This window comes from Bacillus sp. FSL M7-0307, assembly GCF_038627835.1.
Lineage (GTDB): Bacteria > Bacillota > Bacilli > Bacillales > Bacillaceae > Bacillus > Bacillus altitudinis.
Genome location: NZ_CP152023.1, coordinates 3379785 through 3399822, shown reverse-complemented (window position 1 = coordinate 3399822; position 20038 = coordinate 3379785). Strand labels below are relative to the sequence as shown.

General features: G+C 43.6%; 16 protein-coding genes. 11 read left to right on the top strand and 5 right to left on the bottom strand.

What is annotated here, in order from left to right; translation table 11 throughout:
* Positions 1-13: 13 nt before the first annotated feature.
* Positions 14-2083: a transglycosylase domain-containing protein gene (locus MHI41_RS17375; RefSeq protein WP_342494353.1), complete on the bottom strand. Its 2070-nt coding sequence runs from the start codon at positions 2081-2083 to the stop codon at positions 14-16.
* 225 nt (positions 2084-2308) lie between these two features.
* On the opposite strand from MHI41_RS17375, the gene speE reads away from it, so the two are divergent.
* The 5 genes from speE to argS all read left to right on the top strand — a co-directional run bounded on the left by speE (position 2309) and on the right by argS (position 6725).
* Positions 2309-3139 carry a spermidine synthase gene (speE, locus tag MHI41_RS17370; protein WP_003214614.1) on the top strand — a complete coding sequence of 277 codons (831 nt, stop codon included), beginning with the start codon at positions 2309-2311 and terminating at the stop codon, positions 3137-3139.
* A gap of 69 nt (positions 3140-3208) precedes the next feature.
* The gene (gene speB / locus MHI41_RS17365; protein ID WP_017360073.1) at positions 3209-4081 is read left to right on the top strand and encodes an agmatinase; all 873 of its coding nucleotides are present in this window, start codon (positions 3209-3211) and stop codon (positions 4079-4081) included.
* 79 nt (positions 4082-4160) lie between these two features.
* Positions 4161-4508 carry a hypothetical protein gene (locus tag MHI41_RS17360; protein WP_007497708.1) on the top strand — a complete coding sequence of 116 codons (348 nt, stop codon included), beginning with the start codon at positions 4161-4163 and terminating at the stop codon, positions 4506-4508.
* 124 nt (positions 4509-4632) lie between these two features.
* Positions 4633-5055: a DUF1934 family protein gene (locus MHI41_RS17355; protein ID WP_007497707.1), complete on the top strand. Its 423-nt coding sequence runs from the start codon at positions 4633-4635 to the stop codon at positions 5053-5055.
* Entirely contained in the window at positions 5052-6725 is a 1674-nt protein-coding gene (gene argS, locus MHI41_RS17350; RefSeq protein ID WP_048001121.1) for an arginine--tRNA ligase, read from the top strand. Before MHI41_RS17355 ends, argS begins: the two co-directional genes overlap by 4 nt.
* A gap of 521 nt (positions 6726-7246) precedes the next feature.
* On the opposite strand, the gene MHI41_RS17345 is transcribed toward argS, so the two are convergent.
* Entirely contained in the window at positions 7247-8215 is a 969-nt protein-coding gene (locus MHI41_RS17345) for a S66 peptidase family protein (protein WP_317328206.1), read from the bottom strand.
* Between the two features lie 156 nt (positions 8216-8371).
* Between MHI41_RS17345 and cls (MHI41_RS17340) the strand changes: the two genes are divergently transcribed.
* The 3 genes from cls (MHI41_RS17340) to MHI41_RS17330 all read left to right on the top strand — a co-directional run bounded on the left by cls (MHI41_RS17340) (position 8372) and on the right by MHI41_RS17330 (position 12903).
* Complete coding sequence (cls, locus tag MHI41_RS17340) at positions 8372-9874, top strand: cardiolipin synthase (RefSeq protein ID WP_317328205.1); 1503 nt, start codon at positions 8372-8374, stop codon at positions 9872-9874.
* A 105-nt stretch (positions 9875-9979) separates the two neighbouring features.
* Positions 9980-11695: an ABC transporter ATP-binding protein gene (locus MHI41_RS17335; RefSeq protein ID WP_317328204.1), complete on the top strand. Its 1716-nt coding sequence runs from the start codon at positions 9980-9982 to the stop codon at positions 11693-11695.
* A gap of 209 nt (positions 11696-11904) precedes the next feature.
* Positions 11905-12903 carry a S66 peptidase family protein gene (locus tag MHI41_RS17330; RefSeq protein WP_057078926.1) on the top strand — a complete coding sequence of 333 codons (999 nt, stop codon included), beginning with the start codon at positions 11905-11907 and terminating at the stop codon, positions 12901-12903.
* Between the two features lie 216 nt (positions 12904-13119).
* Here MHI41_RS17330 and MHI41_RS17325 read toward each other — a convergent pair whose 3' ends face one another.
* From MHI41_RS17325 to cls (MHI41_RS17315), 3 genes are all read right to left on the bottom strand, one after another.
* Positions 13120-13374 (bottom strand): hypothetical protein, encoded by a 255-nt coding sequence (locus MHI41_RS17325; RefSeq protein WP_008343494.1) that lies wholly within the window; start codon positions 13372-13374, stop codon positions 13120-13122.
* 73 nt (positions 13375-13447) lie between these two features.
* Positions 13448-14410 carry a UV DNA damage repair endonuclease UvsE gene (uvsE, locus tag MHI41_RS17320; RefSeq protein WP_046344681.1) on the bottom strand — a complete coding sequence of 321 codons (963 nt, stop codon included), beginning with the start codon at positions 14408-14410 and terminating at the stop codon, positions 13448-13450.
* A 12-nt stretch (positions 14411-14422) separates the two neighbouring features.
* Complete coding sequence (cls, locus tag MHI41_RS17315; protein ID WP_144716428.1) at positions 14423-15619, bottom strand: cardiolipin synthase; 1197 nt, start codon at positions 15617-15619, stop codon at positions 14423-14425.
* Between the two features lie 143 nt (positions 15620-15762).
* Here cls (MHI41_RS17315) and MHI41_RS17310 point away from each other — a divergent pair, with 143 nt between their 5' ends.
* The 3 genes from MHI41_RS17310 to MHI41_RS17300 all read left to right on the top strand — a co-directional run bounded on the left by MHI41_RS17310 (position 15763) and on the right by MHI41_RS17300 (position 20035).
* Positions 15763-17874: a heterodisulfide reductase-related iron-sulfur binding cluster gene (locus tag MHI41_RS17310; RefSeq protein ID WP_017360061.1), complete on the top strand. Its 2112-nt coding sequence runs from the start codon at positions 15763-15765 to the stop codon at positions 17872-17874.
* Between the two features lie 102 nt (positions 17875-17976).
* On the top strand, positions 17977-19152 hold the full coding sequence (locus MHI41_RS17305; RefSeq protein WP_342494352.1) for an acetyl-CoA C-acetyltransferase: 1176 nt from the start codon (positions 17977-17979) through the stop codon (positions 19150-19152).
* Positions 19153-19171: 19 nt separating this feature from the next.
* Positions 19172-20035 carry a 3-hydroxybutyryl-CoA dehydrogenase gene (locus MHI41_RS17300; RefSeq protein ID WP_035389816.1) on the top strand — a complete coding sequence of 288 codons (864 nt, stop codon included), beginning with the start codon at positions 19172-19174 and terminating at the stop codon, positions 20033-20035.
* Positions 20036-20038 lie beyond the last annotated feature (3 nt).

Below are 20038 nucleotides of genomic sequence, written 5' to 3'. Positions count from 1 at the left end.
TTCATGTCCATTTTTAACGTTTCAGCCACTTTTCCCACCATTTCTTAGGCTTTGGATCTTGAGCGGTGTCTTGCTCAGATGCTTTGTTCTCGGCACCATAGCAGACACCGGTCGGCTCCGTTCCTTCTATAAAATAGGTGAATACCTTTGATTCGCATCCTGGGCCAGCGAGATCACCGGTTTTTGGATTGATATATACGCCTTTTACACCGTCTGGCGGCATGAAGGAGGAGGCTGGCTGGTTTGAGAGGGCTGATTCCATAAAGGAAGCCCATATCTTTTTCGCATAGGCGGTTTCTTTGACCGAGTCAATGGTGCGTCCTTTATCATAGCCGGTCCACACACCTGTGACGAGCTGGGGAGAGAAGCCGATCATCCAGCTGTCAGCGCCTGTCGTCCCTGATTTTCCTCCATAATTTCTGGTAAGATCTTTTGAAATGGTACGTCCTGTGACACTTGTATAGCCATTTAATTGATCATTGAACATCCCTGACATCATGTCAGTGGTGACAAATGCTGCTTTTTCATCTAGTACTTGCTCTCGTTTTTGTTTCTCCTCAAATAGAACATTGCCCTTTGCATCCGTTACTTTCGTAATAAAGGTTGGTTTGACGCGTTTTCCTCCATTGACCAGCATCGCGTAAGCATTGGTCATTTCGATTGGTTTGACAGGTGAGGTACCTAGCGCAAGTGAAGGCACTTGATCTAGTTTTTCGTGAATCCCAAACGTCTTGCCTGCACGTACGAGCTGTTCCATTCCTAAAAATAGATGGGTTTTGACCGCATAAATGTTATCAGATAGAGCCAAAGCCTGAAGCATCGTAATACCGTCATTGGCGTAATAGCCGTGATAGTTGCTTGGTGAATAAGCAGCGCCGCTTCCTTGCTCATCCAGTTCAAAAACGGTTTCCTCACTGCGCATCACCGTTGCTGGAGTGAACCCATTTTGCAAGGCCATGTAATAGAGAAGTGGTTTCATTGTTGAACCGGGCTGTCTTTTCGCTTGTGTGACCCGGTTGAATGGGCTTTTCTCGTAATCTCTTCCCCCGATGAGTGCAAGCACATGACCTGTCTGGGGATGAATGGCGGTTAAGCCAATTTGGATACCTGATTCAGAATCCATGATGTTGGTTAAAGTCTTTTCAGCGATTTTTTGTAATTCAGGTTGTAAGGTCGTTTCGATATGAAGACCATACGTTTCAATTTGTTCCTCGGTTAAACCCAGCGTTTGTTTCAGTTCGCGAATGACATCATCATAAAAATACGGGGCCAACTTTGCTTGCAGCTGCTTTTGCTTGAGCGGGCGATAGGACAGCTTTTCCTTGCTGGCATCAGCAGCCTCTTTTTTCGTGATCATGCCATCCTCTTGCATTTGCTGTAGGATCATCTTTTTTCTTGCTTCGGCTCTTTCTTCGTTCACATAAGGGGAGTAGAGAGAAGGCCCCTTTGGAATACCGGCAAGCAAGGCAGACTCAGCTAAAGTTAAGTTCTTCGCTTTTTTCCCAAAGTAAAGGCGGGATGCCGCTTCCACTCCGTATGCGCCGTGGCCATAATAAATGGTGTTCAAGTATCCTTCTAATATCTCATCTTTTGTATAGTTTTGTTCTAAGCGGATCGTGTAAAAGGCTTCATTCCACTTCCGCTTCCATGTTTTATCATGATCTAAATATAAATTTCGTGCGTATTGCTGGGTGATCGTGCTGGCGCCTTGTACCTTTGCCATTGCACGAATGTCTGCCACCGCAGCACCCGCCATGCGTTTCACATCAAAGCCGTGATGCTGATAAAAGGTTTTATCCTCAACCGCGACCACTGCCTGCTGTATATGAGGGGACATGTCCTTTAACGGAACCCAATATCTCTTTTCTCCAAAGCTTGATTCGCCAAGTTTAGACCCATCGGCTGCATAAATGGTCGTGGATTGGGGAACTTGAACAGAGGGAGCGCCTTGCCACTTAGCAAGTAAAAGAATCGTCAAAAAGACTGTGCCTGCAAATAGAAAAGCGAGCAAGCCGATAAAAAAACAGGCCCGAATCGTTTTCACGGTCATGCGGATTTTTTTATTACTCATGATTGTGTCCATGCAAAGCCCCCATTTTGACGGTTTTTTATCAGTATGGGACAAAGAAAACCGTTTTAAACAGGCGACTGCAAGGGTGTGCTTTAAAAATGAAGTTATCTCATGCGGTTCTTTACAATTTGATATGAATCCACTATACTTTTTTCTTGGACAATCGATATAGTCATAGCCGATAAAAGGCGCTAACAATAGATGTTTGTTTATTATTGGATGAGAGGAAGATGAACAATGAGCGAACTTTGGTATACAGAGAAGCAAACGAAGAATTTTGGCATTACATTGAAGGTGAACAAAACCCTTCACACAGAACAAACAGATTTTCAGCATTTAGAAATGGTGGAAACAGAAGAGTTTGGCAATATGCTGTTTTTAGACGGTATGGTGATGACATCAGAGAAAGATGAGTTTGTATACCACGAAATGGTGGCACATGTTCCTCTTTTCACTCATCCAAACCCGGAAAATGTCCTTGTTGTAGGCGGAGGAGACGGCGGTGTTATTCGTGAGATCCTCAAGCACCCAAGTGTGAAAAAAGCGACACTTGTTGATATTGATGGCAAGGTCATTGAATACTCGAAGAAGTTCCTTCCTTCAATTGCTGGGAAACTAGACGATCCTCGTGTAGATGTAAAAGTCGGAGACGGCTTTATGCACATTGCGGAAGCCGACAACGAATATGACGTGATCATGGTTGACTCAACTGAGCCAGTTGGACCAGCTGTGAACTTGTTCTCTAAAGGTTTCTATGCAGGAATCTCAAAAGCACTAAAAGAAGACGGTATTTTCGTTGCACAGACGGACAACCCTTGGTTCACACCTGAGTTAATTACAAATGTACAGCGTGATGTGAAAGAAATTTTCCCGATTACGAAGCTTTATACAGCGAATATCCCAACATATCCAAGCGGTCTTTGGACATTTACTATCGGTTCTAAGAAGTATGATCCACTTGCTGTAGAAGACAGCCGTTTCTTTGATATTGATACGAAATATTACACAAAAGAATTGCACAAAGCGGCATTCGTTCTGCCGAAATTTGTGAGCGATTTAATCAAATAAATCAAGCGAAATGGAAATGCGCAAATGTCAGTTTGCGCATTTTTTGAAGCGTAAAAGGAGGAATCTTGCATGAGATTCGACGAGGCTTACTCAGGAAAAGTGTTTATTGGAAGTCATCCGACATGGGAAGATGCGAAAGTCATTTTATACGGGATGCCGATGGATTGGACCGTCAGTTACCGTCCAGGCTCACGTTTTGGCCCGAACCGTATTCGTGAAGTATCCATTGGATTAGAGGAATACAGTCCTTATTTAGATCGTGAACTTCACGAGGTACCATTCTTTGATGCTGGCGACATCCCGCTTCCATTTGGTAATGCACAGAAAAGCTTAGATTTAATTGAAGAGTATGTTGACAGCATTTTAGAAAAAGGGAAGTTTCCATTAGGAATGGGCGGCGAGCATCTTGTGTCTTGGCCGGTTTTCCGTGCGATGTATAAGAAATACCCTGATTTGGCCATCATCCATATGGACGCACATACCGATCTTCGTGAGGAATATGAGGGTGAGCCGCTTTCACATTCGACACCGATTCGTAAAGTTGCAGGACTTATTGGACCTGAAAATGTATACTCTTTCGGCATCCGTTCAGGGATGAAAGAAGAATTTGAATGGGCAAAAGAAGCAGGTATGCACATTTCTAAATTTGAAGTGCTGGAGCCATTGAAGCAAGTATTGCCAAAGCTGAAAGGCCGCCCAGTTTATGTGACAATTGACATTGATGTACTTGACCCGGCACATGCGCCTGGTACTGGAACGGTGGATGCTGGCGGTATTACGTCAAAAGAACTGCTGGCATCTATTCATGCTATTGCTGGTTCTGATGTGCATGTCGTCGGTGCAGACCTTGTGGAAGTAGCGCCTGTATACGATCATTCCGATCAAACAGCGAATACAGCAAGCAAACTTTTACGAGAAATGCTGCTTGGTTTTGTGAAATAACATCTTGATAGAGGAGCTTGTCATCTCATATGGACAAGCTCTTTTTTTTACATTGGTGACATGATAAAGGAGGCAGGTCGTGTTTTCTTCTGTATTGATGGTATTACTCGCTTTATGTGTGTTAGCGGCAGGCTTTCTTACGCTGAAAAGAGAGCTTGCAGCGAGTCCGCCCACGTTCACCTCGAAAAAAGAGGCAAAGGATGAGATGGTTCATCTGTTTCAGGATCGAGGCTTTTTCTATCTCACTGGCATAGCGCTGTTGATGCAGTTTGTTTATAAGCAAGGGCATCTTCTCCCATTTGATTTGTTTCAGGCATTTTTGGCAAGTTCAGGCATCCAAGCACTGTTTTATCTCATCAATCGAAAAAGCGCAGGGCTCAAGACTGGACTCGTGATAGGGGTGAGCTTCATTTTTCTTTTTTTCTAAAGAGACATGTGAAGATCAAAAATGGGGTTTCATCCACACGGAGATGAGAAATGATGGGATGATAGGCAATCGGGATTATGGTATACTATTTTAGTTAAACGGGTCTTAGCAAAGGAAGTGCAAAATGACACAAAACCAAATTTCAATTCATGTAAAGTCAGTGATGAAACCAGAGACGGAACCGGCTGAAACGATCGAATTCCGAACAACTGGAACGTATCAAGAGAAGAATGACAAAACGTATCTCACTTACCATGAAGAACATGAAATGGGTCAAGTAAAAACTGTTGTCAAAATAAGTGAAAAAGAAATTTTTGTCATGAGATCAGGTGCGATTCAAATGAAGCAGCGCTTTCTCATTGGAGAAACGACCGTGACACATTACACGATGCCATTTGGCACACTTCAGCTCGATGTGCACACACATGGTATTGATCTTGATGTAGACAATGGGCTTCTGCACATTACGTACGATATGCTGACAGGTGAAGATCAAAAGCATTTACATACATTATCGATTTCATATAAGGAGGATTTACGTTCATGAATATCGCAGAACAGGTCAAAGATGCGTTAAAAGAAGAAATCATTGCGGCAGTCGTCAAAGCAGGACTTGCTGATGAAAGCCAGGTGCCGGATGTTCTTTTGGAAGTGCCAAAAGACAAAACTCACGGTGATTATTCCACCAATATGGCGATGCAGCTTGCACGCATTGCGAAAAAAGCACCTCGTCAAATCGCCGAGGACATTGTGAAAGCTTTTGACAAAGGCAAAGCTTCAATTGAAAAACTGGATATTGCAGGTCCAGGATTCATCAACTTTTATATGAACAATCAATACTTAACGAAACTGATTCCGGCAGTCCTTGAAGCAAAAGAGGCATATGGAGAAACAAATACAGGCAAAGGCCAAAAGGTTCAAGTTGAGTTCGTATCGGCAAACCCAACAGGGGATCTACACCTTGGACATGCCCGCGGCGCAGCTGTAGGAGATTCTCTTTGCAACATCCTTGATAAAGCAGGCTTCGACGTGAGCCGTGAATACTATATCAACGATGCAGGCAATCAGATCAATAACCTTGCTCTATCTGTAGAAGTACGTTACTTTGAGGCGCTCGGTCTTGAAAAAGAAATGCCAGAGGACGGTTACAGAGGAGAAGACATCAAAGGCATCGGGCAGAAACTTGCGGATGAATTTGGTGACCGTTTCGTGCATGAATCAGAAGAAGAGCGTATGAAATTTTTCCGTGAGTACGGTTTAAAATATGAACTAGAAAAACTACGTGTCGACCTAGAGAATTTCCGTGTCCCATTTGATGTGTGGTATTCTGAAACGTCTTTATATGAAAACGGAAAAATCGAACCAGCGCTAGAAACACTTCGCGCTAAAGGCTATGTCTTTGAAGAAGATGGCGCAACATGGTTACGTTCAACTGATTTTGGTGATGACAAGGACCGTGTCCTGATTAAAAAAGACGGCAGCTTCACGTACTTGCTTCCAGATATCGCATATCACAAGGACAAATTGGACAGAGGTTTTGACCAGCTCATCAACATTTGGGGAGCGGACCATCACGGCTACATTCCTCGAATGAAAGCGGCGATCCAAGCACTCGGATATCCAGCGGACAAACTGGAAGTCGAAATCATTCAGCTCGTTCACCTTTACAAAAACGGTGAAAAAATGAAGATGAGTAAACGTACAGGTAAAGCCGTCACAATGCGTGACTTGATTGAAGAAGTGGGCTTAGATGCTACTCGTTATTTCTTTGCGATGAGAAGTGCGGCAACTCATATGGACTTTGACCTAGACTTAGCGATTTCTACGTCTAACGAAAACCCTGTGTACTATGCGCAATATGCACATGCGAGAATATGCAGCATGCTCCGTCAAGGGGAAGAAAAAGGCTACGAGCCAAACCTTGAAAAAGCTGATTTCTCTCACATTCAGTCCGATAAAGAATACGATCTTCTGAAAATCATCGGCAGCTTCCCAGAGGTTGTAGCAGAAGCAGCAGAAAAACGTATTCCGCACCGCGTCACAAACTATATCTATGATCTAGCATCAGCCCTTCACAGTTTCTACAATGCCGAGAAGGTCATTGATGTTGAAAATGAAACAAAAACAACAGCACGCCTATCACTGATGAAGGCGACACAAATTACACTAGCCAACGCATTAAAACTCATTGGCGTATCTGCACCGGAAAAAATGTAATGCAAAGAGCCCCGCTCTATTTTATGAGCGGGGCTTCTTTATATAAAAAACCCGCTATTCTCGAGAGATAGCGGGTTTTGAAAATTAACCAAGCGTATTAATAATGTTAGAAATAGAATCGAATAATTGACTAAGTACATCAGAGAACATGAGCGTATCCTCCTTTCAGAAAGCATGTAGTATGTGCGTGTCATAGGAATTACCCAAGTGTGTTAATAATGTTAGAAATAGAATCAAATAATTGGCTAAGTACATCAGAGAACATAGAGCGTATCCTCCCTTCGGCAAGCATGTAGTATGTGTGCGTTAATGGGATTATCCAAGTGTATTAATAATGTTAGAGATAGAATCGAATAATTGGCTAAGTACATCAGAGAACATGTTTTTGCCTCCTCTCTTTTCTTTTTACATCTACTTAACGAAGGGGATGAAGGGTTGGATCACTTTTTCTAAAAAATTTTTAAAAAGAAATAATGGCATAGAAAAAGCACCCTCATATGTGGGTGCTTTTTAGGTTTTATTTATGCATGAACACGCCATTGGATTTGTCCGTCGTAGCAGGATAGCTCGGCACTCCCGCCAATCCGCAAGGTGAAGACTGGCTGTGTATGTCCTATGTCTACATCATAGATCACCGGGATGTGTTTGAGCATTGGATGTTTATCTAGAATGAACCTCAAATGTTCCTCTGTCATCTTGGATTTCTTTTGAAAACGTCCGATGATTAACCCTTTAATGGATTCGGCATGCTGCAAGAGCGAGGCAAGGTCTCTGGCGAACATTTCAGGAAAGACCAAGTCATCATCCTCCACAAATAAGATGGCATCCTTGATGTGAGGCATAAAGGATGTCCCTTGCAATAAGTTCAGTGTACAAAGATTTCCGCCATACAAGGTGCCTTTAGCTGTTCCTTCCTGATAAATTCCCCATGTTGTCGGATGAAACTGCCTATTTGCTTGATCAAGGTACCACGCATCATCACTCCACTTTGTAGAAGGGGTAAAATCAAATGGCTCGCTGCTCATCACGCACGCTTGAAACATGGCTGTCTGCTCTTCTTGTCCCTGTTCCATTTGAAAACTGGAGAAATGAGGACCTGAGTACGTCACCATGTCACATTTGGCGGTAATGGCGTTTGCAAGTGCGGTAATATCACTGTAGCCGCAAAGAACTTTTGGGTGCTGACGAATCAAATCATAATCTATATAAGGCAAAAGCTCATTGCAGTTAAAGCCGCCGATTGCTGTCAAAATGCCGTCGACTTCATCATTTGAGAATGCCTCATGTAGATCAGATAAACGTTGTTCAATAGAAGAAGAGGAATGCAGATCACATTCAAACACGTGTTGTCCAAAAGAAACAGTGAACCCTAATGCCTCTAAACGTTTTTTCGCCTGAGCCATTCCTTCTTCTGATAAAATGCTGGCACTTCGGCTTGGAGCAATTACCCGAATGTGGCTTCCCTTTTTTAAAGCAGGTGGTGTACGCATAAGTCATTCGTCCCTTCCTTCACATATTTTCCATTATATCGGATCAAAACGCTCCAGTCTGTAAAAGCTAAAAGAAAGCAGCAAACCGTGCGTTTCAGACGAGCTGTGCAAAGGGTATGGAAGAGAAAAAGACAGAAACGAATGAGGGCGGAGAATGTGAAAAAGAGGAGACTGGAATTTCTATTTTTATATTTCATGATATTTGGGGCATATGTGGTGTTTTGGTGGCCGGTTCCAGCGTGGGGTTTTCAGCTTTATGCAGCTAGTTACATCGCCATCATTTTATTTAGTATTATCTCGCTTATGCTAGAGAACCGGACATCACAGCACACGCTGTTATGGATGTATGTACTGATCTTTTTCCCGATCATCGGCTATATGTTTTATTTGTTCTCAGGACAGCTTTATGTCAAGGGACATTTGTTTAAATCAAAGAGAATGTATAACCGAGAAAAATTACGCAGAATATCAGAGCTTGAGAGTAAACCGGATGAGACGCGTTTAACCGATAATCAGCGTGCTTTTTTTCATTACACAGAAAAAGCAACAGGGATGCATGTAAATACAAATAGTGATATGGAGATTTTAAAGAATGGAGAGGAAACCTTTCCACGTATTTTTGAAGAATTAAAAAAGGCAAAAACGTTCATCCATATAGAATATTACATGTTCAAATCTGATTTTCTCGGTCACCGGATGATGGAGATCCTAATTGAAAAAGCGAAAGAAGGAGTAGAGGTCCGATTCATCTATGATGCGGCTGGCAGCATTCGCTTCTCACGAAAAGATATTAAACGATTGAAGCAGGCGGGGATAAAGGTCGCTCCTTTTCTGCCATTAAAATACGGATTCTTTAATCAAAAATTCAATTTCCGAAATCACCGAAAAATCGTAATTATTGATGGTGAAACAGGATTTGTTGGCGGGCTCAATGTCGGGAAGGAATATGTAGGACGCGATGAAAACATCGGCTTTTGGCGTGACACGCATACGATATTAAAGGGTGAAGCCGTTCAGACACTTCACTCCATTTTTATGCTGGACTGGGAGTATGTATCAGATGAAGTGTTAATTGATGATCCGAAGTATCACACCCCGCATCCTGTGACAGGAAAAGATGTCATTCAGGTCGTGCCGACTGGACCTGATATGAAGGAAAGTATGAGTGATTTATATGACGCACTCATTTCGAATGCACAGCAATTTGTTTGGATTGCGACGCCTTATTTTGTCCCAAATGAATCCATCCGTACAGCGTTAAAAATTGCGGCCACAAGAGGGGTGGATGTGCGTGTGATGGTGCCTGAGATAAACGATGGCTTTCTCACGCAATACGCCACACGATCTTATTTTTCTGAGCTTTTGAAAGAAGGCATCAAGGTGTATCACTATCAAAAAGGCTTCATGCATCAAAAGGTCATGATTGCAGATGGAGAGCTTGCCTCTGTCGGAACGGCAAATGTCGATATGAGAAGCTTCCAGCTCAATTTTGAGGTCAATGTCTTTACAGCGGCAAAGAAACCGATCGAGCAATTGATGGCTCATTATGAGGAAGATATGAAAGAATGCGAGCAAATGGGGCCGGTTCATTTTTATAAAAGGGGCTTAAAGGAACGTTTAAAGGAATCGTTTGCGCGATTGTTTTCAGGTGTATTGTGAGGGTTTCCAGGGAAAGAAATCATTTCCTGATCTAGTATTTCTATGACGATTCCTCTATAATTGAAAATGATTATCAATTATAGAGGAAGTGAGGTTCTTTTACATATGCTAAAACGCTTTTTTGCCTATTACAGGCCCTATCGTGGTCTGTTCTTTTTAGATTTCTTTTGTGCTGTTGCCGTTGGACTCATGGAACTGGGCTTCCCGCTCATCGTAAATTACTTCATTGATACATTACTGCCGACAGGGAACTGGACGGTCATTGCCTGGACCGCACTTGCGTTGTTTGTCATTTATGCGCTCAGTTCATTGATGCAATTTATCGTGTCGTATTGGGGGCACATGCTTGGCATTAATATTGAGACCGATATGAGAAAAAAGCTGTTCGATCATTTTCAGCGTCTGTCCTTCAAATTTTTCGATAATAACAAAACAGGCAAACTCATGTCACGGATGACAAATGACCTCATGTACATTGGAGAGGTGGCGCATCATGGGCCGGAAGATTTGTTTATTGCCATTATGACCATTCTTGGCGCCTTTGCCGTCATGCTCATGATTAATTGGCAGCTTGCCATTTTAACCTTCTTAATTATGCCAGTCATCATCTGGTTAGCCCTTCATTTTAATAAAAAAATGACACAGGCGATTACACAACTCAACAATGACATTGGAGATTTTCATGCAAGGGTTGAAAACAATATTGGCGGTATTCGTCTTGTTCAAGCCTTTGCAAATGAACATTTTGAGAAAAAGCGCTTTGCTGAAAACAACAACCGCTTTCGAAAAGCGAAACTTCTTTCCTATAAAATTATGTCGGTTAACGGATCAATCAGCTATATTCTCACAAGGCTTGTGACGCTGTTCGTTCTTCTGGCAGGTACATGGTTTGTCCTTCAAGGTCAATTAACGGCAGGCGGATTTATCGCCTTTGTCTTGATCACAAATGTGTTATTCAGACCAATTGATAAGATCAACACGGTAATTGAAATGTATCCAAAAGGCATTGCCGGTTTTAAAAGCTATGTCAATTTGCTTGAAACAGAGCCAGATGTGAAGGATACAGAAGGAGCACGTGATCTTTACGGCTTGAAAGGTGAAATTGAGTATCGCAACGTGACATTTGGCTACGATGAGCACAGTCATGTATTGAAGGATATCAACTTAAAGATCAAACAAGGGGAAACTGTTGCGTTTGTCGGGCCATCAGGAGCGGGGAAATCGACCATTTGTAGTCTGCTGCCTCGTTTTTATGATGTGGACGAAGGAGACATCACCATTGATGGTGTGAGCACAAAATCGATGACCTTGTCCTCTTTAAGACAGCAGATTGGCATTGTGCAGCAGGATGTCTTTTTATTCTCAGGCACCATTCGTGAGAATATTGCGTACGGCAACCTAGAAGCGAGTGATGGAGACATTTGGGAGGCGGTGCGACGTGCCCATTTAGAGGAGCTCGTTCAGCGGTTCCCAGAAGGGTTGAATACTGTCATCGGTGAACGCGGCGTTAAGCTATCTGGCGGTCAAAAGCAACGCCTGTCAATTGCACGGATGTTTTTGAAAAACCCGTCTATTCTTATTTTGGATGAAGCGACGTCAGCGCTTGATACAGAAACAGAAAAAGCGATCCAAGACGCACTAAGCGAACTGGCAGTCGGCCGGACGACACTCGTCATTGCTCACCGCCTTGCGACAATTAAACATGCAGACCGAATCATCGTCGTCACAGAAAAAGGCATCCAAGAACAAGGCCGCCATCAAGACTTAATCCAAATGGGCGGCGTCTATAGCAGACTGCATGAAGCGCAGTTTGGTCATTGAAGAGAAGTGATTGAATGAGTCCAGCTATTAAGCTGGGCTCTTTTTCATATTGAGATATTTGCAACGCTGGCCATCAGTTTTACTGTCATCATATTTGGCCTGTTTAAGCTGTTAAATTGAAGTGTACTTTATTTTTAAATCTTAGCCCTTTTGAAAAAGGGCTTTTTTTGCTAGGATAGTAAAAACTCGTGTAGGAAGGATCTGATGGAATGAAGGGGCTTCGGCGTTTACAGAAGGGCGATAAAATAGGTATTTATTCTCCCTCAAGTCCAGCATCTGCTACCTCGCCTCTTAGGTATGAGCGGGCGAAGGAATGGCTTGAACAAAAAGGATTCATTGTGGTACCAGGATCATTAACAGGGAAAGAGGATCACTATCGTTCGGGAACGATTCAAGAACGAGCAGCTGAGCTGAATGAGCTGATGGCGAGAGAAGATTTGTCCTGTATCATGTCGATGATTGGGGGGACGAACTCGAATAGTTTGCTGCCTTATCTCGACTTTGAGCTGCTGATGAAGCATCCGAAAATCATGATTGGTTATTCAGATGCGACGGCGATTCTTTTAGCGGCTTATGAAAAAACGGGTCTGCCTGTTTTTTACGGGCCTGCACTTGTGCCGTCTTTTGGAGAGTTTGAACCATTTGTCAACCATACATATCAATCTTTCGAGGACATTCTCATTCATCCGCAGCCCATCCCATATCAGGTGAAAAAACCGCCCTTCTGGACGGACGAACGGATCAACTGGGAAGAGAAAATAAGAGACAAAGAAAAACGTCCAAACGATTGGATGTGCGTCATTGAAGGGCAGGCAGAAGGCAGACTGATCGGCGGGAACCTAAATGCCATGTATGGCATATGGGGAAGTGAATTCATGCCTCAAATCCAAAAGGGCGATATCCTTCTCATTGAAGATTGTATGAAAACCGCCTCCATCGTCGAAAAGAACTTCTCTCTGTTAAAGATAAATGGTGTGTTTGAACGGGTATCTGGTATCCTCTTAGGGAAACATGAGCTGTTTGATGATGAAGGAACGGGCAAAAGGCCGCACGATCTATTACTTGAAGTACTGGGAGATACAAAGAGGCCGCTCATCGCGGAATTTGACAGTGCCCATACGCATCCGATGCTCACGATGCCAATCGGTACACAAGTAAAAATGAATGCAGCGTCAGGCGAGGTTTGGCTGACAGAAGCATGGATATAGAAAAAGAGCAGCCCTAAGGCTGCCCCAGCGTGTAGACAAACCCTCGCATTCGGTGTCAGTCCTGCGTGCCGGTGCTCACGAATGTGACATTCGCTCCGCGCCGGTACTCGTCCTTCCTAGACTGCAAAGGTTTTCAACTACGCTGAAAAGAAGACAAAGGGATAAAATAAAGTTCATTTTATCCCTTTGTCAGCCTAAGGCTGCCTTTCTTTACGATTACGAAGCATTCTCTTTTTCAAATGGCTGAAGGAGGTCTTGTGCCTCTTTTCCTTCTACCACGATTAAATAGTCTGATTCTAAATGAGTGAGCCTAAAGGTCTCTAGCTCTACGATGTTCTTAATGTTGCACATTGTTTTTTTAGAATATACATATAAACGATGCTGAGCGTGCTGGCACTTTTCGTATAGAGAAATAAGCTTATGTAAATTCAATGCTTTCGCAGCAATTCGGATTGAATAGATTTGTGACATCTTCATATCCTCCTGTTAAATACTTTCTCACAATAGCTTTGTTACCCCCGTTGCGATAGAGGTAAACCTTTCTCTACGATTTCCACTCAATGGTGCCTCCGCCCGTCCGCCGATTGCCTCTGATCGCTGACAGCTCCTCAACAAGACGGAGTAAGGCCTGATCCTTTTTCTTTGCCTCAATCATAAAATCCACATCACGACCATACGGCTTTAAAGCTTGAAAAAGTGGCAATACAAAGGACATCTCCACTCCATCCGCATGGCTTCGTATCGCCTTTTCTGATTTTGGTGAGGATAAGTGGATTTTAGGCGGTATGCCAGTGTTTGCCCACGTGTCAAACACTCTTGGCAGAATGTCATCAAGTGCCGCATCATCATCTTTGTTTGCCATGTGATGGTGGTAATCAAATACAAACGGGATGCCATGCTTTTCACAAACATCAAGCGTTTCTAATGACGTGTATGTTTTGTCATCATTTTCAAGCGTCATTCTCGCCTTGATATGTGCAGGAAGCTGCTTTATATTGTCATCAAAACGCTGTAAAGCAGATGCCTTGTCACCATATGCACCTCCGACATGAATGTTCATATAGCCTTCCTTTTCAAGCTTCATGGCCTCAAGCATTTCATAATGATAGGTCATATCGATGACGGCATTTTCTGTAATGGATGGCTTTGGACTTGTGAACAAAGTAAATTGATTGGGGTGAAAGCTCACTCGTAATCCGTGTCGCTTTACGAGTTGACCAATCTCTAGAAATTCTTTGCGAAAGGGTGTCACAAAGTCCCACCGCACCTCAGGATGGGTGGCGAGCGGGACAATCGAGCTTGAAAAACGGTAAAGCGGAATATCATGGGCAATCGCAAAATAAAGCGTTCTTAATGTATTGACGAGGTTGGCTTTCGTCGTTCGTAATAGAGCCTCTGTCCTCTCTTCCTTTGAGAGCTTACTGTATCTTGCAAAGGTCAGCGACTTGGCAGGTGAAGCTTCCCATAAAGTGACGGCGTTGGATACATAACCAAATCGATAACGCATAGGTCAACTCCTTTATAAAAAATACGAGAACAGGGCGCCTATCCACTCAATCGGACGCGTGAGAAGTGGGCGCTGTTTGTATTTTTCTTCAGTCATCAGTTCTGAAACTTCCATGTGTTCACGAATCTTTTCCTCTACATGTGCGGTGAAGGTGGAATCATCAATGGCCACATCCACTTCTTCGTTGAAAAACAAACTTCGTTTATCAAAGTTCGCCGTACTGATCATACAACGGCTATGATCGATGAGAATGGCTTTCGCATGATAAAACCCTTTATAAAAACGATACACAAGACATCCAGCAGCGATCAGATCTTTCAAATAATGAAATCCAGCTTCTTTCACAAGCGGGTGATCTGCCTTCATTGGGATGATGATGTCGACAGTCACGCCTCGCTTCCGTGCGTCAAGAAGGGCGCTTAGAAGAGGAGCTGATGGAATAAAATAGGGCGTGCAGATGGTGATTTGCTTTTTCGCCTGTTGAATATCGTGAAGAAATAAGGCTTCTAAAGAAAAACCTGCCGTCGCACGTGTAGTGCACTGTAATGTTCCCGGTTCCAGTGCAGGAAAAACCTCGTATTGCAGCTGGTGAATACCAGATGACCGGTACAAATCATTCAGAAACACATGCTGTAGGTCTGCGACAACCTGTCCTGTCATTCGCAGGTGATAGTCTTTCCAAATGCCAAACCTGCCGTTTTTCCCTACATATTCATCTCCAATATTAAACCCGCCAATGTAGCCGATCTTCCCATCGATCACTGTGATCTTTCGGTGATTTCTCATGTTTAAACGATAAATGAAAAAAGGAAAGCGTGGTTTATTTAAAAAGTAAAATTGAATGCCACTTTTTTCTAGCATCTGAATGGATGTTTGATCAAATGGATAGGAGCCTAACCGATCAGTGAGCAAAAAAACCGAAACACCTTGCTCTGCTTTCGCTTTAAGTGCTTGCAGAATCCTTTGCCCGATCTTGTCGTTCTTTACAATAAAGAACATCATATGAATAGAAGAAGAGGCTTGCTGTATATCCGTAAGCAGCTGATCAAACAGTGGTTCGCCATCATGATAAAAAACTGCATCGCCGCTTGTTTGGTCAAAAGACCGTTCAAAAGCATGGGTAGAAAAATATTTTCTCCCTATATAAAGATCTAGCCTGACGAGTAGAACAATGACGAAGACGACGAGTAGAATGATCAATGCGATCATGAAGGTTCCTCCTTTTTTACATATGACGATAGTGTACCCAAATGGGCAAAAAATATTGACTGAATACTCATTCATTATTTATGATAGAGGTACAACATGGAAACGGAACAAAGTGGGTTTTGGGGAATGAAAGGGGGAGCAAGATGAATAGCCTTTTAATTGTTAACTTGATTGCATTTGCGGCAGTGACCGCTTACGCTGTGTATTTGTTTATTTATCTCATTCGAACACGAGCGGCGTATATTCGTCTTGGCAAAAAAGAAGAATTTCAAAAAGACATGAAAAAACGCTTAGAACGTGTTTGGGTGAATGTGTTTGGGCAAAAGAAACTGCTCAAGGACAAGAAGAGTGGCATCATTCATGTGCTGTTTTTCTATGGATTTATTTTAGTGCAGTTCGGAGCCCTTGATTTTATTATGAAGGGACTTGTTCCAGACAGCGGGCTACCATTAGGTCCGCTTTACGGTGTCTTTACGTTCTTCCAAGAGGTAGTCACACTTCTCATTTTAGTGGCGGTGGTTTGGGCGTTCCATAGAAGATATGTCGAGAAGTTAGTCCGTTTAAAAAGGGGCTTTAAGTCAGGGCTTGTCCTTTTGTTTATTGGCGGATTGATGCTGACCGTATTACTGGGAAACGGAATGAACATCATTTGGCATGGGCACTCACTATCAGCAACTGAGCCAATTGCTTCCGGCATTGCTTTCTTGCTGGGCTGGCTGTCACCACTTGCGGCAACAATTGTTTTCTATGTCGCATGGTGGGTGCATCTTCTTATTTTACTGACGTTCTTAGTGTACGTCCCGCAGTCTAAGCACGCCCATCTCATCGCTGGCCCGGTCAACGTATTTGTCAGCAGATTGGACCCGCCAGGCAAACTGCAAAAAATTGATTTTGAAGATGAGACACAAGAAACGTTCGGCGTTGGGAAAATTGAAGATTTCCGTCAATCTCAGCTGATCGATCTTTACGCTTGTGTGGAATGCGGACGCTGTACCAATATGTGTCCAGCGACTGGGACGGGGAAAATGCTGTCTCCAATGGATTTGATTTTACGATTAAGAGATCATTTAACAAATAAAGGGGCTGCCATTACTTCAAAGACACCGTGGGTTCCGCAGCTTGCTTTCAAGCAGACGACAGGAAATCAGCTGGCATTACAGGCAAGAGGAGCCGGAGCGGAAGAATCTGCGGCGAGCGCAATGTATCATCCTTCTCTCATTGGTGAGGTCATTACAGAAGAAGAAATCTGGGCATGCACGACATGCCGAAACTGTGAAGATCAGTGTCCTGTCATGAACGAACACGTCGACAAAATCATTGATATGCGCAGATACTTAGTGCTGACTGAAGGAAAAATGGACGCAGATGCACAGCGTGCGATGACAAGCATCGAGCGCCAAGGGAACCCATGGGGATTGAACCGAAAAGAAAGAGAAAACTGGCGTGAACTAAGAGAAGATGTGCATGTTCCGACAGTGAAAGAACTGAAAAAAGCAGATCAGACCTTTGACTATTTATTCTGGGTTGGATCGATGGGTGCATATGACAATAGAAGCCAAAAGATTGCTCTTGCTTTTGCAAAACTGCTCAATGAAGCAGGGGTTTCTTTTGCCATCCTAGGTAATAAAGAGAAAAACTCAGGCGATACACCGAGAAGACTTGGGAATGAATTTTTGTTCCAAGAACTTGCTGCAAAGAACATCGAAGAATTCCAAAAAAATGACGTAACCAAAATTGTCACGATCGATCCGCATGCTTACAATTTATTTAAAAATGAATACCCAGACTTCGGGCTCGAGGCAGAGGTGTACCATCATACAGAATTACTGGCAGAGCTAGTAAAAGAGGGAAAATTAACGCCTATTCATGAAGTGAACGAGGTCATTACTTTCCACGATTCTTGCTACCTAGGCAGATATAACGAGGTCTATGATCCGCCAAGAGATATTTTAAAATCCATTCCGGGTGTGACACTGAAAGAAATGGAACGGAATCGTGAATCCGGGATGTGCTGCGGTGCCGGCGGCGGTTTAATGTGGATGGAAGAAGAGACAGGTACTCGGATTAACACAGCGAGGACGGAGCAGGCCTTACAGGTACAGCCATCCATCATCAGCTCAGGATGCCCATATTGTTTAACCATGCTTGGGGATGGGACGAAAGCGAAGGAAGTAGAAGAGCAGGTCGGAACATTTGATGTCGCAGAACTTCTTGAAAAATCAGTGTTTGGCGAAACGAGAACGCAGGCTTCATGAAGGTGTCAGGCCGATGGATCTACTGTTCATCGGCCGATAGATACCGATGTTTTAAGAGCTGTGCAGCATTTATGTAAGCGGTAACAAATAGGAGGGGAAGAAATGAGCACGACGGTCATTGTATCTGGAGTGAGAACACCATTTGGAAAACTAGGTGGAACTTTAAGTCGTTTGACTGCTGCAGAATTAGGGGGGATGACGATAAAAGCTGCGCTGGAAAGAGCCTCAAATGTTCATGAAGTGGATGAAGTCATCATGGGCAGTGTCCTTCAAGGAGGACAAGGTCAAATTCCTTCAAGGCAGGCAGCTAGACATGCAGATCTTCCTTGGTCGGTTCCGACACAAACCATCAACAAAGTCTGTGCTTCAGGAATGCGCAGTGTCACGACAGCCGATCAAATCATTCGAGCGGGAGATGCCAAGGTGATCGTGGCAGGCGGCATGGAATCCATGTCCCATGCTCCTTATCTTCTAAAAAAAGCACGATGGGGTTACAAAATGGGAGATGGTGCAGTACAAGATGCCATGATTTTAGATGGATTAACCTGTTCGTTTACAGGTGTTCATATGGGTGAGTATGGAAGCATGGCGGCGAAAGAGCTTGGCATCACACGAGAAGAACAAGACCTTTGGGCGTTAAGAAGTCATGAACGAGCCATTGAGGCGCAAAAAAGCGGCTTTTTTAAAAATGAGATCATCCCCGTTACCGTCAAGAATAAAAAAGGAGATCAGCTGATTTCAGAAGATGAAGCCCCGCGGCGTGATACGTCATATGAACGTTTGTCAAAACTGATGCCCGTTTTCGATCAGGCAGGTACGATCACCGCTGGCAATGCACCGGGTGTCAATGATGGTGCAAGTGCGCTTCTATTAATGAAAGACACATACGCCATGCAGCAAGGTGAAAAACCTCTGGCAGTTGTGCTTGGGCATGCGCAAGTAGCAGTAGAGGCAAAGGACTTTCCGAAAACACCAGCCTATGCCATCGAAAAAGTGTTAAAGAAAACAGGGAAGCGAGTAGAGGATATCGATTTGTTTGAAATCAATGAGGCTTTTTCAGCGGTGGCATTAGCATGCGAAAAAATGCTTGGACTGGATCGGCGGAAAATGAATGTGAACGGAGGGGCAGTCGCGATTGGTCACCCGATTGGAGCAAGCGGAACACGTATTATATTGACCTTGATCCATGCACTCAGACAAAGAGGCGGCGGGATCGGCATTGCGGCGATTTGCAGCGGCGGGGGTCAAGGTGATGCGATCATGATCAAGGTGGATTAAAAGGGAGGCGTTCATTGTCATGAGTATAGAAGAGACCGTCATGGTCGTTGGGGCTGGGCAAATGGGCTCAGGTATTGCCCAAGTATTTGCACAGTCAGGTTATACAGTCCTGCTCCATGATACAGAAGAGGAGCAGATTCATCGAGCCATTTCTTCAATGACCAAACAACTGACGAAACGAGCAGAAAAAGGAAAGCTGGCACATCAGGCAGTCCGTGATATTACACAGCGGCTGGCTGTTTCAACAGATTTAAAGGATGTACAGCAGGCGCATTTAGTGATTGAAGCAGCATCTGAACAAATGAAGATCAAAAAACAAATCTTTGAAACCCTCGATCAATTTGCACCTGATGACACGATATTTGCGACAAATACGTCTTCCTTGTCGATCACAGAATTAGCAGCCGTGACGAACAGGCCAGAGAAAGTGATTGGCATGCATTTTATGAATCCAGTTCCCGTGATGAAACTTGTTGAAGTGATCCGTGCGCTGCAAACGGATGATGCCACGTACCAAGTTGTTTTTGATACAGCAAAGACATTAGACAAAACGCCAATTGAAGTGGAAGACTTCCCCGGTTTTGTGTCAAATCGCATTTTAATGCCGATGATTAATGAAGCCATTTACACCCTTTATGAAGGCGTAGCAGATGTAGAAAGTATTGACGGCATCATGACGCTTGGAATGAACCATCCAATGGGCCCGCTTCGTCTCGCCGACCTCATCGGGCTCGATACTTGTTTATTTATTATGAATACCCTTCACGAGGGTCTTGGAGATAGCAAATATCGACCTTGTCCTCTTTTGAAAAAATATGTGAACGCAGGCTGGCTGGGCAAAAAGACAAAGAGAGGTTTTTACACTTACCACGACCACTCATAGGGG

What these genes read in the sequence shown, in the direction of transcription:
- MHI41_RS17375 (WP_342494353.1), bottom strand. Translation starts at nt 2,083, where the DNA reads ATGGACACAATCATGAGTAATAAAAAAATCCGCATGACCGTGAAAACG.
- speE (WP_003214614.1), top strand. Translation starts at nt 2,309, where the DNA reads ATGAGCGAACTTTGGTATACAGAGAAGCAAACGAAGAATTTTGGCATT.
- speB (WP_017360073.1), top strand. Translation starts at nt 3,209, where the DNA reads ATGAGATTCGACGAGGCTTACTCAGGAAAAGTGTTTATTGGAAGTCAT.
- MHI41_RS17355 (WP_007497707.1), top strand. Translation starts at nt 4,633, where the DNA reads ATGACACAAAACCAAATTTCAATTCATGTAAAGTCAGTGATGAAACCA.
- argS (WP_048001121.1), top strand. Translation starts at nt 5,052, where the DNA reads ATGAATATCGCAGAACAGGTCAAAGATGCGTTAAAAGAAGAAATCATT.
- MHI41_RS17345 (WP_317328206.1), bottom strand. Translation starts at nt 8,215, where the DNA reads ATGCGTACACCACCTGCTTTAAAAAAGGGAAGCCACATTCGGGTAATT.
- MHI41_RS17335 (WP_317328204.1), top strand. Translation starts at nt 9,980, where the DNA reads ATGCTAAAACGCTTTTTTGCCTATTACAGGCCCTATCGTGGTCTGTTC.
- MHI41_RS17330 (WP_057078926.1), top strand. Translation starts at nt 11,905, where the DNA reads ATGAAGGGGCTTCGGCGTTTACAGAAGGGCGATAAAATAGGTATTTAT.
- MHI41_RS17325 (WP_008343494.1), bottom strand. Translation starts at nt 13,374, where the DNA reads ATGTCACAAATCTATTCAATCCGAATTGCTGCGAAAGCATTGAATTTA.
- uvsE (WP_046344681.1), bottom strand. Translation starts at nt 14,410, where the DNA reads ATGCGTTATCGATTTGGTTATGTATCCAACGCCGTCACTTTATGGGAA.
- cls (WP_144716428.1), bottom strand. Translation starts at nt 15,619, where the DNA reads ATGATCGCATTGATCATTCTACTCGTCGTCTTCGTCATTGTTCTACTC.
- MHI41_RS17310 (WP_017360061.1), top strand. Translation starts at nt 15,763, where the DNA reads ATGAATAGCCTTTTAATTGTTAACTTGATTGCATTTGCGGCAGTGACC.
- MHI41_RS17305 (WP_342494352.1), top strand. Translation starts at nt 17,977, where the DNA reads ATGAGCACGACGGTCATTGTATCTGGAGTGAGAACACCATTTGGAAAA.
- MHI41_RS17300 (WP_035389816.1), top strand. Translation starts at nt 19,172, where the DNA reads ATGAGTATAGAAGAGACCGTCATGGTCGTTGGGGCTGGGCAAATGGGC.